At 59.8% G+C, this 19,465-nt stretch carries 13 protein-coding genes, 6 pseudogenes and 1 other annotated feature; of the genes and pseudogenes, 7 read left to right on the forward strand and 12 right to left on the reverse strand.

The window, feature by feature from the left end; translation table 11 throughout:
* Positions 1 to 36 precede the first annotated feature (36 nt).
* The 6 genes and pseudogenes from QFZ94_RS43390 to QFZ94_RS43415 all read right to left on the reverse strand — a co-directional run bounded on the left by QFZ94_RS43390 (position 37) and on the right by QFZ94_RS43415 (position 5,729).
* Positions 37 to 1,274, reverse strand: a protein-coding gene (locus tag QFZ94_RS43390; RefSeq protein ID WP_429458928.1) for an IS3 family transposase whose coding sequence is annotated in 2 segments (ribosomal slippage) — positions 37 to 971 and positions 971 to 1,274 — 1,239 coding nt in all. Because the reading frame shifts where the segments join, the coding sequence is not laid out codon by codon here.
* Positions 868 to 984 (reverse strand) — a sequence feature (AL1L pseudoknot). Its footprint overlaps the gene before it by 117 nt.
* A 49-nt stretch (positions 1,275 to 1,323) precedes the next feature.
* Positions 1,324 to 1,966, reverse strand: a pseudogene (rarD, locus tag QFZ94_RS43395) (EamA family transporter RarD); the annotation flags it as partial.
* Between the two features lie 210 nt (positions 1,967 to 2,176).
* The gene (locus tag QFZ94_RS43400) at positions 2,177 to 3,106 is read right to left on the reverse strand and encodes an electron transfer flavoprotein subunit alpha/FixB family protein (RefSeq protein WP_429464139.1); all 930 of its coding nucleotides are present in this window, start codon (positions 3,104 to 3,106) and stop codon (positions 2,177 to 2,179) included.
* Complete coding sequence (locus tag QFZ94_RS43405) at positions 3,106 to 3,855, reverse strand: electron transfer flavoprotein subunit beta/FixA family protein (protein ID WP_429464141.1); 750 nt, start codon at positions 3,853 to 3,855, stop codon at positions 3,106 to 3,108. Before QFZ94_RS43405 ends, QFZ94_RS43400 begins: the two co-directional genes overlap by 1 nt.
* 40 nt (positions 3,856 to 3,895) lie before the next feature.
* Entirely contained in the window at positions 3,896 to 4,555 is a 660-nt protein-coding gene (locus QFZ94_RS43410) for a HutD/Ves family protein (RefSeq protein WP_429464143.1), read from the reverse strand.
* Complete coding sequence (locus QFZ94_RS43415; RefSeq protein ID WP_429464144.1) at positions 4,542 to 5,729, reverse strand: NAD(P)/FAD-dependent oxidoreductase; 1,188 nt, start codon at positions 5,727 to 5,729, stop codon at positions 4,542 to 4,544. Before QFZ94_RS43415 ends, QFZ94_RS43410 begins: the two co-directional genes overlap by 14 nt.
* Positions 5,730 to 5,886: 157 nt before the next feature.
* Between QFZ94_RS43415 and QFZ94_RS43420 the strand changes: the two genes are divergently transcribed.
* The gene (locus QFZ94_RS43420) at positions 5,887 to 6,090 is read left to right on the forward strand and encodes a hypothetical protein (RefSeq protein WP_368718786.1); all 204 of its coding nucleotides are present in this window, start codon (positions 5,887 to 5,889) and stop codon (positions 6,088 to 6,090) included.
* Positions 6,091 to 6,187: 97 nt separating this feature from the next.
* The gene (locus QFZ94_RS43425) at positions 6,188 to 7,855 is read left to right on the forward strand and encodes an electron transfer flavoprotein-ubiquinone oxidoreductase (RefSeq protein ID WP_429464146.1); all 1,668 of its coding nucleotides are present in this window, start codon (positions 6,188 to 6,190) and stop codon (positions 7,853 to 7,855) included.
* 203 nt (positions 7,856 to 8,058) lie between these two features.
* On the opposite strand, the gene QFZ94_RS43430 is transcribed toward QFZ94_RS43425, so the two are convergent.
* The 4 genes and pseudogenes from QFZ94_RS43430 to QFZ94_RS43445 all read right to left on the reverse strand — a co-directional run.
* Positions 8,059 to 8,760, reverse strand: a complete 702-nt coding sequence (locus QFZ94_RS43430) for a GntR family transcriptional regulator (protein WP_429464148.1) — start codon at positions 8,758 to 8,760, stop codon at positions 8,059 to 8,061.
* 283 nt (positions 8,761 to 9,043) lie between these two features.
* A complete protein-coding gene (locus tag QFZ94_RS43435; RefSeq protein ID WP_429464150.1) occupies positions 9,044 to 9,895 on the reverse strand; it encodes an SAM-dependent methyltransferase in 852 nt (283 codons plus the stop codon).
* A gap of 460 nt (positions 9,896 to 10,355) precedes the next feature.
* A pseudogene (locus QFZ94_RS43440) lies at positions 10,356 to 10,946 on the reverse strand (IS6 family transposase); the annotation flags it as partial.
* 281 nt (positions 10,947 to 11,227) lie between these two features.
* Positions 11,228 to 11,437: pseudogene (locus tag QFZ94_RS43445) on the reverse strand (transposase); the annotation flags it as partial.
* A gap of 246 nt (positions 11,438 to 11,683) precedes the next feature.
* Here QFZ94_RS43445 and QFZ94_RS43450 point away from each other — a divergent pair.
* On the forward strand, positions 11,684 to 12,919 hold the full coding sequence (locus QFZ94_RS43450) for an IS110 family transposase (protein WP_429459802.1): 1,236 nt from the start codon (positions 11,684 to 11,686) through the stop codon (positions 12,917 to 12,919).
* Here the strand turns inward: QFZ94_RS43450 and QFZ94_RS43455 are convergent.
* Positions 12,898 to 14,013 (reverse strand): annotated as a pseudogene (locus QFZ94_RS43455) (IS256 family transposase); the annotation flags it as partial. The gene QFZ94_RS43450 and the pseudogene QFZ94_RS43455 sit on opposite strands and share 22 nt — an antisense overlap.
* Positions 14,014 to 14,282: 269 nt before the next feature.
* Between QFZ94_RS43455 and QFZ94_RS43460 the strand changes: the two are divergent.
* The 3 genes and pseudogenes from QFZ94_RS43460 to tnpC form a co-directional block, all read left to right on the forward strand.
* Positions 14,283 to 14,654: pseudogene (locus QFZ94_RS43460) on the forward strand (EamA family transporter); the annotation flags it as partial.
* A gap of 142 nt (positions 14,655 to 14,796) precedes the next feature.
* Positions 14,797 to 17,793: pseudogene (locus tag QFZ94_RS43465) on the forward strand (Tn3 family transposase).
* On the forward strand, positions 17,790 to 18,170 hold the full coding sequence (gene tnpC, locus QFZ94_RS43470; RefSeq protein ID WP_429464152.1) for a Tn3 family transposase post-transcriptional regulator TnpC: 381 nt from the start codon (positions 17,790 to 17,792) through the stop codon (positions 18,168 to 18,170). Before QFZ94_RS43465 ends, tnpC begins: the two are co-directional and overlap by 4 nt.
* Positions 18,171 to 18,201: 31 nt before the next feature.
* On the opposite strand, the gene QFZ94_RS43475 is transcribed toward tnpC, so the two are convergent.
* Complete coding sequence (locus tag QFZ94_RS43475; RefSeq protein WP_429464154.1) at positions 18,202 to 18,720, reverse strand: DinB family protein; 519 nt, start codon at positions 18,718 to 18,720, stop codon at positions 18,202 to 18,204.
* 74 nt (positions 18,721 to 18,794) lie between these two features.
* Between QFZ94_RS43475 and QFZ94_RS43480 the strand changes: the two genes are divergently transcribed.
* On the forward strand, positions 18,795 to 19,448 hold the full coding sequence (locus tag QFZ94_RS43480) for a TetR/AcrR family transcriptional regulator (protein ID WP_429464156.1): 654 nt from the start codon (positions 18,795 to 18,797) through the stop codon (positions 19,446 to 19,448).
* The last annotated feature ends 17 nt before the right edge of the window (positions 19,449 to 19,465 follow it).

Genomic DNA, 19,465 nt, shown 5'->3' on the forward strand with positions numbered 1-19,465 from the left:
ACCGCCCCGGGTTTCCCGGAGACTATTTTGCTTGAGTCATGCCACGGCGGCAGACCCAGCGAGATTTGCATAATAAGCGGCTTCGGCCTGCGCGGGTGGAATGTTGCCGATGGGGCCGAAGAGCCGACGATTGTTGAACCAGTCCACCCATTCGAGCGTCGCCATTTCAACGGCCTGCAGATTGCGCCACGGTCCGAGGCGATGGATGACCTCTGCCTTGTACAAGCCGTTGATCGTTTCAGCCAGTGCGTTATCGTAGGAGTCGCCCACGCTGCCCACCGACGGCTCGATGCCCGCCTCGACCAGCCGATCCGTATAGCGGATCGATACGTATTGCACGCCGCGGTCGCTGTGATGGATCAGCCCGTCCTGCTGCGCCGGCTGTCGTTCGTACAAGGCCTGCTCCAGTGCGTCCAGAACGAAGTCCGTGCGCGCCGAGCTCGACACGCGCCAGCCGACAATGCGTCGGGCGAACACGTCGATGATGAACGCGACATAGACGAAGCCCTGCCAGCTCGATACATAGGTAAAATCTGAAACCCACAGCGCATTGGGCCGTTCGGCCGTGAATTGCCGCTTCACCAGATCCTTCGGGCACGGCGTCGAACCATCGCTCACTGTCGTACGTACCGTCTTGCCCCGCACCACGCCGCGCAGGCCCATCTGCTTCATCAGCCGCTCGACCGTGCAGCGCGCCACGACAATGCCTTCGCGCTTCAATTGCGTCCAGACCTTGTCTGCGCCATAGACCTGGAAGTTTTCTTCCCACGCGCGCCGGATCTCATCCTTGAGCATCCTGTCACGCTGGGCCCGCGGCGGCACCAGGTCAGGATTGGCGCGGCGAGCCACATGGGTGTAGTACGTCGACGGTGCGATTGGCAGCACCCTGCAGATCGGCTCGACCCCGTAGACGTGCCGGTGATCATCGATGAACGTGATCATCACTTCGGTCGGCGGTCGAGCTCCGCCTGTGCGAAATACGCTGACGCCTTGCGCAGGATTTCATTGACCTGCCGAAGCTCACGTACTTCCCGCTCCAGTTCCTTGAGCCGATCCTGCTCCTGCGTACTCGTGCCCGGGCGCAAACCCCGATCCCGCTCCTCCTTGCGCACCCAGCTACGCAGCGTCTCGCCCGAGCAGCCAAACTTCGCCGCAATCGACGCGATCACTTTCCATTGCGATTCCCGGTCGCCTTGATGTTCCAGCACCATTCGCACAGCCCGCTCACGCACTTCCGGCGAGTATCTTGGGGATTTCTTCTTCGTGTTTTCCATAGCTCCATTTTCTCAAGAAGTGGAGTCTCCGGAAAACCCGGGGCGGTTCACTCATCGGCAGAATGCGTCCCGCCATCAGATAACTTGCGAGGGCTGCCGTTGACAACGCTCCGAGGCCCGGCAATAACACGACCAGCAGGTTAATGTTGCCCGACACTGCTGTAAGGCCACGATGATCGAGCACCTGCCAGATCGCGACAGGAAGCAGTATCAGCACTTCGGCTGCGAACGAGGTTAATGCGTCCGCGTCGATCTTTCGCCTTAGGACAAAATATGGAGGGTAACTAAGCACGATAAGCGCGGTTGGCCATGAAAATGCCCCAGTGGACCAGAGTTCGTGGGCAACCCCAATCGCTGCACATCCGACAGCAGTCCATTGCATGCAATCGAGGCGTTCATGATAATAAAATCGCCCAACGAGCACCATGGCCAAGGGTAATAGAAAGTAACCCAGCGAAATTTCGAGCATGCGTCCATGTAGGTGCCCACATGAACACCCACAGTTGAACTCCAAGCAACGTGGTGTTGATGAGCATCGCCACGCCAAGCATCGGATGCTTCAGGCCTCGCTGTGCGAGGTCCCTGAGGGCGTGCAACCTTCCGGATAAAAGGAGGAGGATCACAGCAGCTGGGGCTGTCCAGATCAATCGCCAGGAAAAAATCTCCATCCCGGACAGGGGACAGAGAGGAATATTCGGAAAGAAAGCTTAGTACGACCGGTTCCGTAGCTTTGAGAGTTCGCTGGTAATTGTCGAGCCGCTTCGTTATTCATTCAATCAAGGAACAGGGAACCCGGTCCAGTTCACGGCGGCTACACATTTTCTCTTTTCCCGTCGGACAAGCGGAGGCGGGCTGCTGTGACTCTCAGGCAGCCCCAACGGTTAAAACGCCACTAGGAGACGTTACAGTGCGGCAGTCAATTGCGGAAGTACGGTGAACAGGTCCCCTACAATTCCGTAATCCGCTACGCCAAAGATAGGCGCCTCGGCGTCCTTGTTCACGGCGACAATCACCTTGGAGTCCTTCATTCCGGCCAGATGTTGGATCGCCCCGGAGATGCCGACCGCTACATAGAGTTGCGGCGCGACAATTTTGCCGGTCTGGCCGACCTGCCAGTCGTTCGGCGCGAAGCCAGAATCGACCGCCGCGCGCGACGCGCCGACCGCTGCGCCAAGTTTCTGTGCGAGTGGATCTAGCAGCGCGAAATTCTCCGCGCTTCCCATGCCGCGTCCGCCCGACACAACGATGCGCGCTGAGGTCAGCTCGGGGCGATCGCTATTTGCCACTTCACGGCGCACGAAGCGCGCGCGGCTGCTGCCTTCCACGGCGGAGCGCGTCTCGACCGACGCCTTACCGCCGGTCGCGGGCGAGGCATCAAACGCCGTGGTACGGATCGTCGCGACCTTGATCGTGTCGTCACATTGCACGGTAGCGATTGCGTTACCGGCATAGATTGGGCGGTCGAACGTATCGGCCGCACGAATGGCGATGACGTCGGAAATCTGCGATGCGTCGAGCTTCGCGGCGACGCGCGGCGCGACGTTCTTGCCCGCGGCCGTCGCGGCGAACAGCACATGCGTGTACGACGGTGCGAGCGTCAGCACCTGCGCCGCGACGTTCTCCGCGAGACCGTCCGCAAGATGCGCCGCGTCGATCAGGATCACCCTATCGACACCTTCGATGGACGCCGCTGCTTCTCCCGCTGCGCGCACGTCGTGGCCCGCGACTAGCACGTGCACGCCGTTATTCAACTGACGCGCGGCGCCAACTGTGTGCAGTGTCGCTGATTTGAGCACGGGGCCTTCATGTTCGGCAATGACAAGCGTGGTCATCAGATCACCTTTGCATCGTTCTTGAGTTTGTCGATCAGCGTGGTGACATCCGCCACGCGCACACCGGCCTTGCGCACGGCCGGCTCAATGACTTTCAGCGTCTTCAGACGCGGAGTCACGTCCACGCTGAGATCAGCGGGGGTGACGGTCTCCACCGGTTTCTTCTTCGCCTTCATGATGTTGGGTAGCGTGACGTAGCGAGGCTCGTTAAGACGCAGATCCGTCGTGACGATGGCGGGAAGATCCAGTTCAATCACTTCAAGGCCGCCGTCCACTTCGCGCGTAACGGTGGCTACATCACCCTTGATGTCAATTGCGCTCGCGAAAGTAGCCTGTGGCCAGTCGAGCAGCGCCGCGAGCAATTGACCGGTCTGGCCAGCATCGTCGTCAATGGCTTGTTTCCCGAGAATTACCAGTTGCGGCCGTTCTCGCTCCACGGCGGCCTTCAGCAGCCTCGCGACGGCGAGCGGCTGCAGCTCGGCGTCCGTTTGGATGTGCAATGCACGGTCTGCACCGATCGCAAGGGCGGTGCGCAGCGTTTCAGCGCTTTGCGTCGGCCCGCACGTAACGGCAACGACGTCGCTGGCGTGACCGCTCTCCTTTAGACGGGTCGCCGCTTCGACGGCGATCTCGTCGAATGGGTTCATCGACATTTTCACGTTGCTGATGTCGACGCCCGTTTGGTCCGCTTTCACGCGGACCTTCACGTTGTAGTCGACAACGCGTTTGACTGCTGCCATGACTTTCATATGCTTTCCTTGATACGCGGAAGAGTCTTTGCGCGGCGTATCAGCCGTGCGTCGTTGATCTTATGAGCACAAGCGCGGCATACGGCCTGTGCTCTTTGCTAGGCGTGGAAGAGTCAGATGCGTCGTCTGCTTCACGCTGTGCAGGCGATAGATCGAATGCCGCGCCGCTGGCGTTACGGGTGGCGACATGTGCTTCGGCAAGCGTGGTCGACGCCTTGGAGGCGGCGTCTTGTTTTGTCGGCAGCACAACGGTCGCGCCGTGCAACGTCAGCAGGAGCGCGAAACAGTCGGACGGCACGTGCCGTTCGGCGAACACCGGCACGATGCACGCAGAATAGCGCCCGCGGGTCACCATCGCGTTGAGCTTCATGACTGGACCATTGTGCAGGCTCGCGCGCCAATCGGCGTCGCCGTCGTAGGCCGCGGCGCGAGCAGGCAGAAGTTCGATGCGTGCCGAGCCGCTGTCGAGGGTAACGCCCGCACCATCTACGACGAGCGACACGCGCGTCATGTCCGCGAAGCGCGAGTAATGACCGTCGAGAGCGACATCCGCGAGACTGATACGCCAGCTGCCCGCGTCGTCGATGTTTTCCGCAAGTAATCGGGTGGTGCCGCCATCGTTGCGCCACGGCTGCGGCGTGAATGACGCCAGCGGACGAATCGCGAGGTGAGCGGACCTCATCGCATCAAGAAACTGCACCGAGGCCGTATTTTCCCGTCAAAAGCTCGCCGGTGGCGAAACGTTCGATTGAGTACGGCTTGAGCGAAACGTCGGTGGGCTGGCCAAGGGCTGCTTGCGCCAGGATTTTGCCGACCGTCGGCGACAGTTTGAATCCGTGGCCCGAGAAGCCGTAGCCGACCACCAGCCCGCTGATGCCGGGCAGTGTACCGAGCACCGGGTTCCAGTCTGGTGTCACGTCGTACACGCCGGTCCAAGATGACGCAATGCCTGCCGTCTCATACGCCGGGAAACGCTTCGCAACCTGCGCTCCGACATCGATAACATAGTCCATCGGAATGTCGCCCTGTTCGGTGTCCGCTGTAGTGAGCTTTTCGCCGACCACGCCCTCGCTCACGAGCATCTGATTGCCGCCGTAGCTACGGTAATACAGCATGCCTTGCGACGCGAGGTCCTTGAACACCGGCATCTGGAACGTGTAAGGCGCTTCCGCGCATTCGAGCGCGAGCACTGCGTGCCGCTCCGGAGCGATCGGCAGCGTCTTACCGGTCCAGCCCGCGAGCTCCGGTGTCCAGATGTTCTGCGTGCTGATTACGGTGCCCGCCGCGAAGTCGCCCACGTTCGTTGATACGCCGATCACCTTGCTGTTCTCGATCAGCAGCCGGTTGACGGTGACGTTCTCACGGATCGTCACGCCGCCGCGACGCGCAGCACGAGCGAAGCTGGTGGCGGTGAGGTACGCATCCGCGAAGCCGGCTTCCGGCTCGTAACCAATCAGCGCGGCGTCGTCGAAGGTGGCAATCGGCATGCGCTCCTTCGCCTGGCGCGCGTCCAGTAATTCGAGCGGTATGCCCTGTTGTTGTTGCTGGTCAAGAGCGGCCCGAAGCGGCTCGAGTTTGTCGTTGTCCGCGGACAAGATCATGTAGCCGCACTTCACAAGGCCGCTGGAGGCTTCGTCGTCGCCGACATAGTTGGCGAAATTGTTGAACACCGACCACGACTTGCGCGCGAGTTCAACGTTTTCCTTCACCGAGTAGTGCGTGCGCAGAATGCCCGACGACTGAGAGGTAGTCCCTGCGCCGATTGTTGCCCGATCGAGCACCAATACGTTTTTTGCGCCGAGCATCTGCAGGTGAAACGCGACCGAGCTGCCGATTACGCCCGCGCCGATCACGACAACGTCATAAGTGTTCACGGAAAGTCCTTGGATGAAGTGATGACTGGAGTCTGCGCTCGCGATGCGGATCCACGGTCTCAATAAGCAAATCTGATCGCAGTCCATAAGAGTCGCGAAAGCCGATAGGGCTGGCCCGCGTCGTGTCACCATTACCGAAATGATCGGTTTAAGACACATGCAGATCCAATGGCTCGCCTTCACAGATGGCGCTTTTGTGGCCGCTATTTCGATCGGCGTCGCTTTTTTGGCCGGCTTCTCAACACGATGCGCGCTGCGGCTGTTTATGTCGAAGGCCCCTGCGACAGCGCTCGGCGAGGTCGTGGGAATCCTCACGCTGATTGCGGCGGTTGCGTATTTTTATACTGGCTTCACCGTGTAAACGCCAGGCGCGCAGTGGCGGTCAGCCATCGCTTTTCTTCCCTGAACAACGATACCGCTGAGTGTCGTAGGTCGTAATCCCCGAAGATTTTCTTACTATGAATACTCTGCTTGCGCGTGCGCAGCCGCGCGAATCAATGGAATACGACGTCGTGATCGTCGGCGGCGGCCCGGCTGGCCTGTCCGCAGCGATCCGCCTGAAGCAGCTCGCGGCCAACAAAGGCGTCGAGTTCGGCGTGTGCGTACTCGAAAAAGGCTCGGAGATCGGGGCTCACATCCTGTCGGGCGCGGTCATGGACCCCCGCGCCATCACCGAACTGATTCCAGACTGGAAAGAAAAAGGCGCGCCGCTCACCGTCGACGTGACCGAAGACAGGTTTCTGTTCCTCACCGAAACCGGCTCGAAAGGCGTGCCGACCTGGGCGCTGCCGGATAACTTCAAGAATCACGGCAACTACGTCATTTCGCTCGCGAACGTGACGCGCTGGCTCGGTCAGCAGGCCGGGGCGCTGGGCGTCGAAATCTTTCCGGGCTTTCCGGCTGCAGAAGTGCTGTACAACGACGACGGCTCGGTCAAGGGCGTCGCGACCGGCAACCTCGGCATCGGCAAGGACGGCGAGCCGACCGAGAACTTCCAGCTCGGCATGGAACTGCACGCGAAATACACGCTCTTCTGCGAAGGCGCGCGCGGCCACCTCGGCCGTCAGCTGAACGACAAGTTCCGTCTGCGCGACGGCGTCGATCCGCAGGTCTACGGTATCGGCATCAAGGAACTGTGGGAAATCGATCCGTCGAAACACAAGCCCGGTCTGGTGATGCACACCGCCGGCTGGCCGCTGGAAAACGACACATATGGCGGCTCGTTCCTCTATCACATGGATAACAACCAGGTGGTGGTCGGCTTCGTGGTCGGCCTCGGCTATTCGAATCCGTATCTGTCGCCGTTCGAGGAATTCCAGCGCTACAAGACGCATCCGGCGATCCGCGCGATCCTCGAAGGCGGCAAGCGCGTGTCGTATGGCGCGCGGGCGATCACGGCGGGCGGGCTGATGTCGCTGCCGAAGCTGCTGTTCCCGGGCGGCGCACTGGTCGGCGACGATGCGGGCTTCCTGAACGCATCGCGAATCAAGGGCTCGCACGCGGCGATCAAGACCGGCATGCTGGCCGCCGAAGCCGCGTTCGACGCGGTGCAGGCGGGTCGTCAGAGCGACGAACTCACCGCGTACCCGGAAAGCTTCAAGACGTCGTGGCTGCACACCGAACTGCATCGCGCGCGCAATTTCAAGCAGTGGATGAGCAAGGGCCTCTACCTCGGCACGCTGATGGTCGGCATCGAGCAGAAGCTGCTGGGCGGCAACGTGCCGTGGACGCTGCATCATCAGCATTGGGACCATGAAATGCTGAAACCGGCGTCGCAGTGCAAGCCGATCGTGTATCCAAAGCCGGATGGCAAGCTCACGTTCGACCGTTTGTCGTCGGTGTTCATCTCGAACACGAATCACGATGAGAATCAGCCCGCGCATCTGACGCTGAAAGATCCGAGCGTGCCGGTGAAGGTGAACTGGCAGACGTACGCAGGTCCGGAATCGCGCTACTGCCCCGCCGCCGTGTACGAATTCGTGAAGAACGACGATGGCAGCGAGCGCCTCGTGATCAACGCGCAGAACTGCGTGCATTGCAAGACCTGCGATATCAAGGATCCGACGCAGAACATCGTGTGGGTCACGCCGGAAGGCGGCGGCGGGCCGAATTATCCGAATATGTAGCCAGGACCAGGGCTTCCGATAGGCTGCAAGCACCTGAAGTTCTACCCGGGTACCGATATCAGGCAAGAGCAGTTACAACCTCCTGAGGAACGCGAACATCGTGATCCTGTCAGGCTGTGTGGGCGGGTCTTCATTTCTGTGTTGATGCATTTTCGAATTACAGCATGGCGGCACCGACCAAACTACACGACCTGTCCGGCACACTATGAGATCAACCGAGCGATGCGTGCGAGACCGAACGAGATGTGGTTGCGTTGCACAAGTCCAAGAGCGCGCATGTCCCCAGCGCGCAGCGCCAAGCAGCATTCGTCCAGCTCCCTATTAAGACTCCTAAGTTCGTCGTCCCATAAAAGTTCCACAATATTCAGCCTGAGCCGTGAGACTTGCACGTAACAGCGGTTATGCGTTTGGCGCACTTGTCCGTTCGTTATGAGACCGTTGATTACGGAATGCAACTCATCGAGGACCTGCCAGAATGCTCCTGGATTCGGTGGCTTGTGTTGCAGCGTCGTCGCTTTAACCGCCAGCTGTTGCATCCGCTCGAGCGCGTGCGGAGCGTCTGCTGGAGAAAAAAAGTCGCCAAGGATCTCGCTCAACCTTAGCCGGAATGCGTAAGTGTCACGATATTCCCGGAGATCACCGCCCGTGACTATCGTACCGATGCCATTTCTTGTTTCCACGAGGCCTTCATATGCGAGTCTCTGAAGATTCTGCCGAATCGGTGTGCGACTGACGTGGAATTCATCCGCAAGCGCCGTCTCGCGCAGTACGGTGCCGGGGGGATAATACAGCGTGCAGATCCGATCACGTAACGTCTGGTGGATCTTCGATATCGGATAGCGGGTTGCCGGCGCTTTGTCCACGGTGCCAGCTCTTGACAGCCTTGTTTTTGCAACGTGTGACATCAAAGACCTCCCTCGGCGCCAGGCATTAAGACCGTCGCCTGCCGCACTTTAAAAAGCGTCTGCATCCGTTTCCGTGAATTGGGCTCCGCGGAACTGCTAGATTCGAAGGTGGTTGTGCCAACCGTGTGTATTTTCACATCCCACGGCGAAGCGTAGCCAACGGTCCCGCCCATCATGCGCTGTCGCAACGTAGTTAGCCTCTGGTTAAGGGGGCGGCAGCCAACTACCGAATTCTCAACAGCGAGGGGAAGCAAGAACGTTATGCGCGCCCCCGGCGCTCGCCCTAGGTCTCGATTATGTGAGCCGCAGCGTCGTCGATTGGTCGCTCAGATGACGACAATCTCGCTTGCGGAACAACAGATTCGTCGTCGCTGCGAATGACCCTGCTCAGGTCATGACGCAAATAGCCTTCATGACTCTTGGGAGCTATTCCTCGTTTCGATAACTGAAACGAAAGATATTCTTCCCACGAGAACGCATCAAGTCCAAGGTGATGATTAACGTGTTGCTGGTCCTTCATATGTGTTAGAACAACCCATTGATGCCCTAGTGGGTGCGGCGCATCGAGGAGGACGAGCTCTAATCCACATTCCTCCGCGAGCAAACGAAGAGTTGAAACCTTATAATACTGAACCTCCGGATACGTCCAGTGTGCGCAGCTGCTGTCTGAACCTCCCGACAGAAAAGCCGCCACAAATTTACCATTAGGTCGCAAACTCCGCGACACTGATTTTAAGCACCTTGTAATTTGCGTTTTACTCGCGTGCATGAATATGCCGGCGGCAATTATGTAGTCAAACTGGCAATTGAAACTGGTTGTATTCAAATCAGAACTGAATAAAAATCGTGGTCGCTTCAAAGTGACAAGTGCGGAGCCAACCTCCGCCTCGATGCCTTGCCGAAGACACCATTCTTCCGGTTCAATGCCGAAATAGCGATCGGGATTGAGGTACATCAAAGGGAACCTGCCTCCACGCAGTGAACCGCATCCGATATCCAATAAAAAGTGTTCCTCTCTCAACCCCAGCAGAAGCAATGTAACGAATTGCACGGCACCCAAGCGGTCGAAATAATCAGGTGGACCCACCCAGGCGCGATGATCCCTGTCCCCCATCACGTGCCGTTTACTTTGCATTTTGTAGTCCTCAGGTTATCCAAAACTGTTTTCGGCTTGCAGCCAAACGAACGGGTTCAATCGGCAAGCGGGTGTCATCGCGCGGCAACGCTATTACCGCAGTCTGGAGCGATATTCCACAACTCACGCATGACGCCAGCGAACACGCAAGAGACGTGCCGCGATGGTACGGGCAGGCAGGCGATTGCCAGATCGTGTCGGTATTGTCAGGTGTATGCCAACTCGCCATGTCAGTGTCGGAAAAGCGCCCAATGCGAGCGTCGCCGGGTGATTGCGCCAACTCTGTCTGCGGCGAGACTGACGGCCACGGTCGCTAGCACGATCACACCGGTTTTTGGGGCGGCGCCCGGGCTGACCGTGCGCGTTTTACGCACGACGTAAAAGACATAGACCGACCACTCCGGCCGGCATTGTCAACTTGTCGGCAGTGGCACGGACTACTGCGAAGAGTCAATCTCGCTCAGGAGACAGCCGACGGATTTTGAGCGATGCCGGTGAATTCGCGCCACGCAGCGAATCGGGATGCGAGTTGTTTGCGATAGCGTGAAGCCCGTAGCAGGTGTCGCTTGAGCGCGAAGTGCTGCCGGATCAGGCCGAAGCTGGAGAGAAAAGCCTGCGTGCGCTTCGGGTCACGAAATCCGCGCATGCGCCGCTCACGTTCACGCGCAGGCTGATGACTATTCTCTGCCCGGTTGTTCACCCGAACCGCAGCCTTGACGAACACATGTTTGACGTTCGCCAGTTCGGGGATGTCGGCCTTGGCTGCCGGGTGGCTGCGAAGCTGCTCGGTGACAATCCTTCGTGGCGCGTCGGCACAGGCGGCCAGCACGCGGTTGAAGAAGGGCTTTGCTGCGGCCTTATCGCGACGTTTCTGCAGCGGGATGTCGAGTTCGGCGCCGTGCTGGTCGACCGCCCGCCAGAGCAGATTAGGCTCACCGCGGCGCAACGTAACGAAGACTTCGTCAAGATGCCATGTGCGGCCAGGTTTGCGGCGAGCAGCTTTGACGCGACGTGCGAAGCCCGCGCCGAATTTGTCGCACCAGCGGCGTAGACCGCATTAAATGTGTCACCGTTGCGCTAATAATTTTGTCAACTCGCCGCGGGAAACCGTGTCCGTGCCGGCTCAGCCTTGAGGGGCAAGGATTCCCCGAAGCGAAATAATTGTGTCACCAGCGAAGGTTAGTTGGCAGGGTTGGGCGGCGGGCAGCACAGCAAGGTCTCAGTCCGGCCTATTTTGTTGAAAAACTCCCCTCTTCCGGTGACGGGGAGTGTCTGAATTTTTGTGTGCAAGGCGTCTGAACATTTCAGGCGTGGCAGGCGATCAATTTCATTCTAGCTGTTGGGTCGTGTGAAGCGATCCTCGTAGAGGATCGCGAACTGCCGCATGGCGGCCTTCCAGTCGTGGGCCGCACGGTGCCAGTCGCTGGTGATTTTGCGCAGCGCAAGCCAGAGCAGTTTGGTCGCCGCTTCATCGGACGGGAAGTGTCCGCGCGTCTTTATGATCTTGCGCAGCTGTGCATTCACGCTCTCCAGCGAATTGGTAACCGGCATGATATAGCCGGTGCCTCGCGTTCCCGCGCCCAGCGGTTTGAGCGTATGGTGTGACCATCCGGGACAGGGGCACTGGGGAGCACTTCGGGTGGGCAGGCCGTTGTTACATGATGAGCCGCGAGCTCGTGTTAGTAGTTGGCCGCCCCTGCGACCCGCCCGGTTGCGCTGTGAGCGCGAATCCGTAGTTGTCGTGCTGCCCCACCGGCTCCCAACAGTGATCTGATACGGGAGACGGTTATGCGAATCGTGGGATTTGATGTTTCGCGCTCCGTGGCCGAGATCGCGTACCTGGAGAATGGCCTGATGCATGCCGGCGGCCGTACCGGGTTGCGACGCGACCAGCTGGAACGCTTTGCCGAGAACCTACGTGCCACCGATCACGTGGTGCTCGAGGCAACCGGCAACACTGCCGCCATCGTCAACGTGCTCCGCCGTCACGTCGCGCGTGTGGCGATTGCGAATCCGCTGCAAGTCCGGCTGATCGCCGAAGCCCGCGTCAAAACGGACAAGATCGATGCGGCCGTGCTGGCACAACTGTATGCAAGCGGCTTTCTGCCGGAAGTCTGGATGCCAGACGAGCGCACGCTGGCGTTGCGTCGGCAGATCTCGCGCCGTTCGCAGCTGGTGCGGCAACGCACGCGGCTGAAGAACGAGGTTCACGCCGTGCTGGCGGCGCATCTGATCGAGCGGTGTCCTGCCACCGATCTGTTTGGCAGGAAGGGGCGTGCATGGCTCAGCGTTCAACCGCTGCCGCTGGATGAACGCCTGGGCATCGAGCAGCGACTGCGCGAACTGGACCGCCTCGGCGAAGATCTGCGTGAGGTGGAGCAGGCACTCGCGCAAGCGACCATCGACGACGCGCGACTACGCGTGATGCTGACGATTACCGGCGTCAATACCACGGTGGCGATCGGGCTGCTATCGGCCATCGGCGACATCGAGCGGTTTCCGAATCCGGAGAAGCTGGTGAGCTACTTCGGGCTCAATCCGTCGGTCTATCAATCCGGCCCAACACCGGCCAGGCACGGCCACATCACCAAGCGCGGCCGCTCTTACGCACGGGCGATGCTGGTCGAGGCTGCCTGGGGCGCCACGCAGGCGCCCGGGCCACTGCGCGCCTTCTTCCTGCGCGTGCGCGATCGCCGCGGCCAACAAATTGCCGTCGTAGCGACCGCTCGCAAGCTCGCCGTGATCGTCTGGTATGTGATGACACGTGGCGAACCGTTCGCGTGGGATCGTCCCGCGTTAACCGCGCACAAGCTGCGCGCGCTGGAACTGCAGGCTGGAATGCCGGCGCAGCATGGCTCGCGCAAAGGTTCGGCTGCCGCCTACAGTCTGAAGAGCGTCCGCCAGCAGGAGCGAGCCATGGCCGAGCAGTCCGAGCGAACCTATCAGAGACTGTTTAACCGATGGAAGCAGTCGCGCCCCAAATCAGACAGCGCGCCGATACGGTGGCCGGAAGCGCGGACATAGCGAACGAGCGAAGTACGGCGTGAGGGCTTGTGTATTTCATCCGTGGTGTAGATGACCTTGCGCACCTCAGGCGGAAACGCGAAGAACGGAATCACGCGAACCCATGCGCGGCGCCAGGCTGCCATGACCGTCGGGAACCTGCTTGCCCACGGGCCCCGTTCCAGGGCAAGCAACTCCGCCTCGGCTGCAGCAGCACTGGCCGCCGTGTAGATTGGACGCAGGGCTGCGGCCAGCTCCCGACGCTCCTTCCAGCCGGCATAGTCGAGCGAATTGCGGATGAGGTGCACGATACAGGTCTGCAGCGTGGTCGCCGGGAAGACCGCTTCAAGCGCGTCGGACATGCCCTTCAGTCCGTCGGTGACGGCAATCAGGATGTCCTGCACGCCGCGTGTCTTCAGATCGCTGAAGACCTTCATCCAGAACTTCGCGCCCTCGGTGTTCTCGATCCACAGTCCGAGAATGTCACGCGTGCCGTCGGGCAGGATCCCCAGCGCCAGATAGATCGCCTTGTTGCGCACCATCCCTTCGTCGCGGATCTTCACACGCAGCGCGTCGAAGAACACCACCGGATACATTGGCTCGAGCGGACGGCCCTGCCAGGCTGTGATCTCCTCAGTCACCGCATCGGTGACACAGCTGATGAACTCCGGCGATACTTCGGTGCCGTACTGTTCGGCCAGAAAGCCCTGTATCTCACGCACGGTCATGCCTCGCGCGTACATCGCAATGATCTTGTCGTCGAAGCCGGTAAAGCGGCGTTCGTGCCGTGGTATCAGGATCGGTTCGAAGCTGCCGTCACGGTCGCGCGGAATGTCTACCCGCAACGGGCCGTCCTCCGTCAACAGGGTCTTGCCGCTCCTGCCGTTGCGCTGGTTGGTCGACTCCGGCGGGCGTTGGCCTCCGCTCGGATAGCCCAGGTGATGTTTTAGCTCGGCGCCCAGCGCACGCTCGATCAGCGCCTTCTTGAACGCCATCGAGGCTGCCTGCACCGCTTCCGCCGTCATCGGACCCTTCACGAACTCATCGATGAGCTCCTCTGGAATCGCGGGCAGCTCAGGCGGGGGCGCAGACCCTGCTTTTGGTTTGCTTGGCATACATGCTCCTTTGGGTACATGTTATGCCTTGAACACAAAATTTCTGACAGGCTCCGGTGACGTGACCGGTTCGCGAAAAATCGACCTCTCAGATCGCTCCACAAACCGCTCGTGAGCCTCGGTTAGGGCTAAGAGGACCCCTGCAAACCTTGCCAAATTATTGAACGGAGAGTTTTTCAACACAATAGGCCAGAACCGGTCATTCGACATGCGACGACGGATCGTTGACAATTGTGCTCGGTACACAGAAACTCAATGCTGCCTTCAATATGCGCACCAACCTGTCAGTCTCCAATCCTTCCGCCCAATATCAAGCAATCGCTCTCGTAGTCGTTTCGATGTTTTGTTTCGCGGTCGTCGATGCGCTGGGCAAAGCGGTCGCACTGAACTATCCAGCGAACGAGGTGACTTTCTTCCGCATGTTGTTTGGCGTCGTCCCAGCGTTGTTGGTAAGTCTTCGTGGCGGGCCGTTAGGCAAGCGTATTCGAAACGTCGATCTTCGCGGACAAATGGCGCGTGCGATCACTCTTCTCGGCGCCTCTGCACTGTTTTTCGCGGGCTTGCCGTATCTGCCTCTAAGTGAGGCGGTGGCAATTGTCTACTCAGAGGCAATCTTTGTCGTCCTTCTCGCGCCCATTTTGGGGGTATGAACATGATAAGCGCGAATTCCTATCATAAGACTTTTTGTAATAAGGATTCGCCATATCATTACCATTTAACCTAGTAACGCCCGATTTTTCTTGCGCTAATCTGAGCGGCCCTCTGCGATCCGGACGATTCGCAATGGCTACCCTCGAACGCACCGCCTACCCGCGCTTCCCCGAGGTTCTCGCACCACGGGAGCTGCAAGCCTGCTACACGCCGCTTCCCGACGAGCTCGAATGGGCGCGCCGGTCCACCCGCGGCGAGCGACCTCGATTGGGTCTGCTGGTGCTACTGAAGGTGTTCCAGCAGTTGCATTACTTCCCCATACTCGGCAGCATTCCGGACGCTATCGTTGACCATGTGCGTGCCGCCGCTGACATCGGTGACTCCGCTCGATTCGGCTACGACACCGCATCGTCGCCCACGCTGTTCCGCCATTACGCGGCGGTGCGCGCCTACCTGGACGTGAAGCCGTACTATGGCACCGACGCGAACACAATCGCGACACGGGCGGCGCACACGGCATCGCTGACGATGGACCAGCCGGTCGACATTATCAACGCGACGATTGACGAACTGATTGCGCGCAATATCGAACTGCCTGCGTTTTCGACGCTGGATCGGTTGACCGAACAGATTCACGCCCGCGCGCAGTCGCGGCTGTTCAAGCGCGTCGCGCGACGCCTGACCGACCAACCGAAGCTCGCGCTCGACCGGTTGCTCGCGCGTGATTTGTCGAACCGGCAAACGGCCTACAATCGGATCAAGCGCCATGCGAAACGTCCGTCCAGGCAGCACCTGGATCTGTTGATCGACCAGCTCGTCTGGCTCGACGAACTCGGCGATTTCTCGCTCGCCGTCGCCGGCACTCCCGCGTCGAAGCTGCGTTCTCTCGCGCAGCAGGCGATGGCGCTCGATGCGTCGGCGCTCAAGAACGACATGCTGCCCGAGAAGCGCTACACGCTGATCGTCGCGCTGCTCAACCGCATGCGGGTGCGCGTTCGCGACGATCTCGCCGACATGTTCGTGCGGCGCATGGGCGCGATCCACAAGCGCGCGAGCGACGAGCTGGAGGTGATTCAGCGCAAACAGCGCGATCAGGTCGAGGACCTGGTGGGCTTGCTCGATGGCGTCGCCGACATCCTCGCCGAGGAATCCGACGAGACGGCCATCGCCAAGGCAGTCCGGAAACTGCTCGCGCCAAAAGGTGATCTCGAACCATTGCGCGAAAGCTGCGCGGCGATCCGCGCGTTCAGCGGCCGCAATTACCTGCCGCTGCTCTGGAAGCACTTCAAGGCGCACCGATCCGTCATGATGCGCGTCACTCGGGCACTGAAGTGGGATTCGACCAGCCCGGTGCGCACATTGTTGAACGCGCTCGACGCGGTGCTGGAGAACGAATCGCTGCATAGGGAGTGGATCGATGCCGACGTTGACGTGAGTTTCGCGGCACCGCGATGGCGCAAGCTCGTGCGGCGCTCCCACGGCGAAGGTTCGCCGACCAATCGCCGCTACCTCGAACTTTGTGTGCTGTCGTACATGGCCGAGGAACTGCGTGTTGGCGATCTTTGCGTGTCCGGCTCCGATGCATACGCCGACTACCGCGACAACCTGCTGCCTTGGGGCCAATGCGAGCGGCAACTGCCGGATTACTGCGAGAAGCTCGGCATGCCGACGACGGGCAGCGAATTTGTCCGCTACCTCCGGAAATGGTTGGCGGACGCCGCCCGCAAGCTAGACGAGGAATTGCCCTGCAAGAGCGAGCACGTCGTGATCGATCGCAACGGCGAACCGATCCTGCGCAAGACGGTCGCGAAGGAGATTCCGGCGAGCGCGATCGCGCTGCAGGAGCGGCTGAGCGCCCGCTTGCCGACACGGAATATGCTGGACATCCTCGCGAACATCGAGCACTGGACGCACTTCACGCGACACTTCGGGCCGCTCTCCGGGAGCGATCCCAAGATCCCCAAGGCCGCCGAGCGCTACCTGCTGACGATTTTCGCGATGGGTTGCAATCTGGGGCCGACCCAGGCGGCTCGCCACCTCGACTCGGACGTGACCGCGCACATGCTGTCATTCGTCAACCGCCGGCATATTAGCCTGGACAAACTCGCGACTGCGCAGCGCGAGCTGATCGAGCTGTACCTGCGGCTTGACCTGCCGAAGCATTGGGGCGACGGTAAAACGGTGGCGGCCGATGGCACACAGTACGATTTCTACGACAACAATCTGCTGGCCGGCTATCACTTCCGGTACCGGAAAATGGGCGCCGTCGCCTACCGGCACGTCGGGAACAACTATATCGCGATGTTCCAGCATTTCATCCCACCGGGCGTGTGGGAAGCGATCTACGTGATCGAGGGATTGCTGAAGGCGGGTCTGTCAGTCAAGGCCGATACGGTTCATGCCGACACACAAGGCCAGTCGGCGGCCGTGTTTGCCTTCACGTACCTGCTCGGCATCAACCTGATGCCGCGGATTCGCAACTGGAAGGATCTCGTCCTTTATCGCCCCGACAACAAGGCGAAGTACCAGCACATCGACAAGCTGTTCACGGCGACCATCGATTGGACCCTGATCGAACAGCACTGGCAGGAACTAATGCCGGTCGCACTGTCGATCTAGGCCGGCACGATTTCGTCGCCGCTACTGCTGCGCCGTCTCGGTTCGGAGAGCCGCAAGAACCGGCTGTACCTCGCCGCACGCGAGCTCGGCAACGTGGTGCGCACCGTGTACCTGCTTCAGTGGATCGGCAGCCTTGAGCTGCGACAGGAAGTGACCGCGAACACCAACAAGATCGAGTCGTACAATGGCTTTGCGAAGTGGCTGGACTTCGGCGGCGACGTGATCGCCGAGAACGAGCCGGAGGAGCAGCAGAAACGACTACGCTACAACGACCTGATCGCGTCGGCCGTGATCCTGCAGAACACCGTGGACATGATGCAGGCGTTGCGCGAGATGGTCGCGAACGGCGAGAAAGTACGCGCCGAGGACATCGCGTTTTTGAGCCCATACCCGACCCACGATATCCGGCGCTTCGGTCACTACAAGCTGCATCTCGACCGTCGACCGGAGCCCTGGATCCGAGATCCACTCTACGGCCACGCGCCTCGTCATTATTCCCCTCGCCCATGACTGCACGCCCAGCTACTACGACCACGTTTTTCGGCGACGTCGACACGGCGGCGCTCGCGCGGCTCGAATCGAGCTATGACACGACACGCCTGCTGGCCGCCGTCGACATCGTCGATCGCGTTCGAACTCAGTTGCACGATCCAGAAGGGTTACGCGATGACCTGCTCGAAATCCATTGCATGGCGCACTCGGTGCTGAACGGCGCGTCGATCGCGCCGGCGCGCGGCGACGGCACTCTGGCCGAGCGGGTGCTGGATGCGCTGGATTTAATCGACGAGTTTGTTGGCGAACTCATGCGTGTGCGGACGCTCCTTGAACCCCTCGCGGCGCTGCAGCCCGACGAGGATTTTGGCGAAGACGGAGCGGCCCTAAGCTGATAAACCGCAACGGCAATACAATCTTGCGGCATCAGGCTGAATTTACTTGGGGCGCAATTCCCTGCAGCCGCCGCGCGGGCTCGGTTTGATGAAGATAGACGGCAAAAGTGTCCCAGGGCGGAGTAATGGAAATCTGCCACAAAATTCGGCCAACCTCGCCCCGATGATAGCCGCTATGGACCACAACATGGGTCAGCATTTCGTCTCTGCTCATGTAGCCCTTGTCGCCGTCGGTGAAAACAAACGGGATGGTCTCGGATAGGGAGGTCGATGATGCGTTCCGGAGGTAGTCCAGATACCATTGATCGGTGGATGCGACGAGAGCGCGAAGTTCATCCAACGAAGGGATTTCGGTCGTATTGTCGGCCGTGTATTCATGTTGCGTGCCACTACGGTGTGCAACGAAGATTCGTGCGACCACACAAGAGTGGTTAATCAACCGCAAGATCGCATGCAGTTCGGCCTGATGCTTCTCCCTGTCTAGAGCTCCCAGCTTTTCAAATAGGTCGTTGTTGGCCCAAGCCTGATAGCTGTAGAGTTTATTGAGCAACGTGTTCAGGAGATCGATCCTTTCGTGCAAGAGAATGCGAGTAAGCTGTTTACATTTTATGCAGGAGACCTCCGTTGTCTACTCGCATTGCAAAGCAGCAGCCGAAGATGCGCAAGCAACCACGCCAAGCACGTTCCCGTGCCACGGTTGAGACGATCTTTCAGTCCGGTGCTCGCATTTTGAGCGATGAAGGATGGGCGGGATTCACGACCAACAAGGTAGCGGACCTGGCCGGCATTAGCATCGGCTCGCTGTATCAGTATTTTCCAGACAAGCTCTCGCTGGTTGATGCGATTCGTCAACGGCATCTCGACGACTGTCTTGCCGTCATCCGAAAGTCCAACATCAATCAACAATCGTCTGCAAAGTTCGTTGCGCATCTCGTTCATGCGATGGTCGCTGCCCACAGCGCTTACCCTGGGCTGCATCGGGTCCTGTTGGATGAGGCGCCGAGCTCAGACGAGTATCGGAATCCAAACAGTCAGTTTGAGATTGAATATCTCGCTTACTATGCAGAAGCCGTGGCCATCTTCCGAAATCGCTGCTCGCGCGAGACCGACCACATTGCAGCGATGGTCATGTCGGATGCTATTGACGGCGTGATTCACAATGCCGCGCGGCGCGGTACGTTGGACAGCCCTGCAATCCAAAGCGAGCTTATCCGGCTGATTAGCCTATACATCGAGGACGGGGAGAAGCCAGTCACGACGGGAAAAGCGCGTAGGTAGTGCACAGGGCTCTGGTC

This window comes from Paraburkholderia sp. JPY465 (assembly GCF_050436725.1).
GTDB classification, from domain to species: Bacteria; Pseudomonadota; Gammaproteobacteria; order Burkholderiales; family Burkholderiaceae; genus Paraburkholderia; species Paraburkholderia youngii.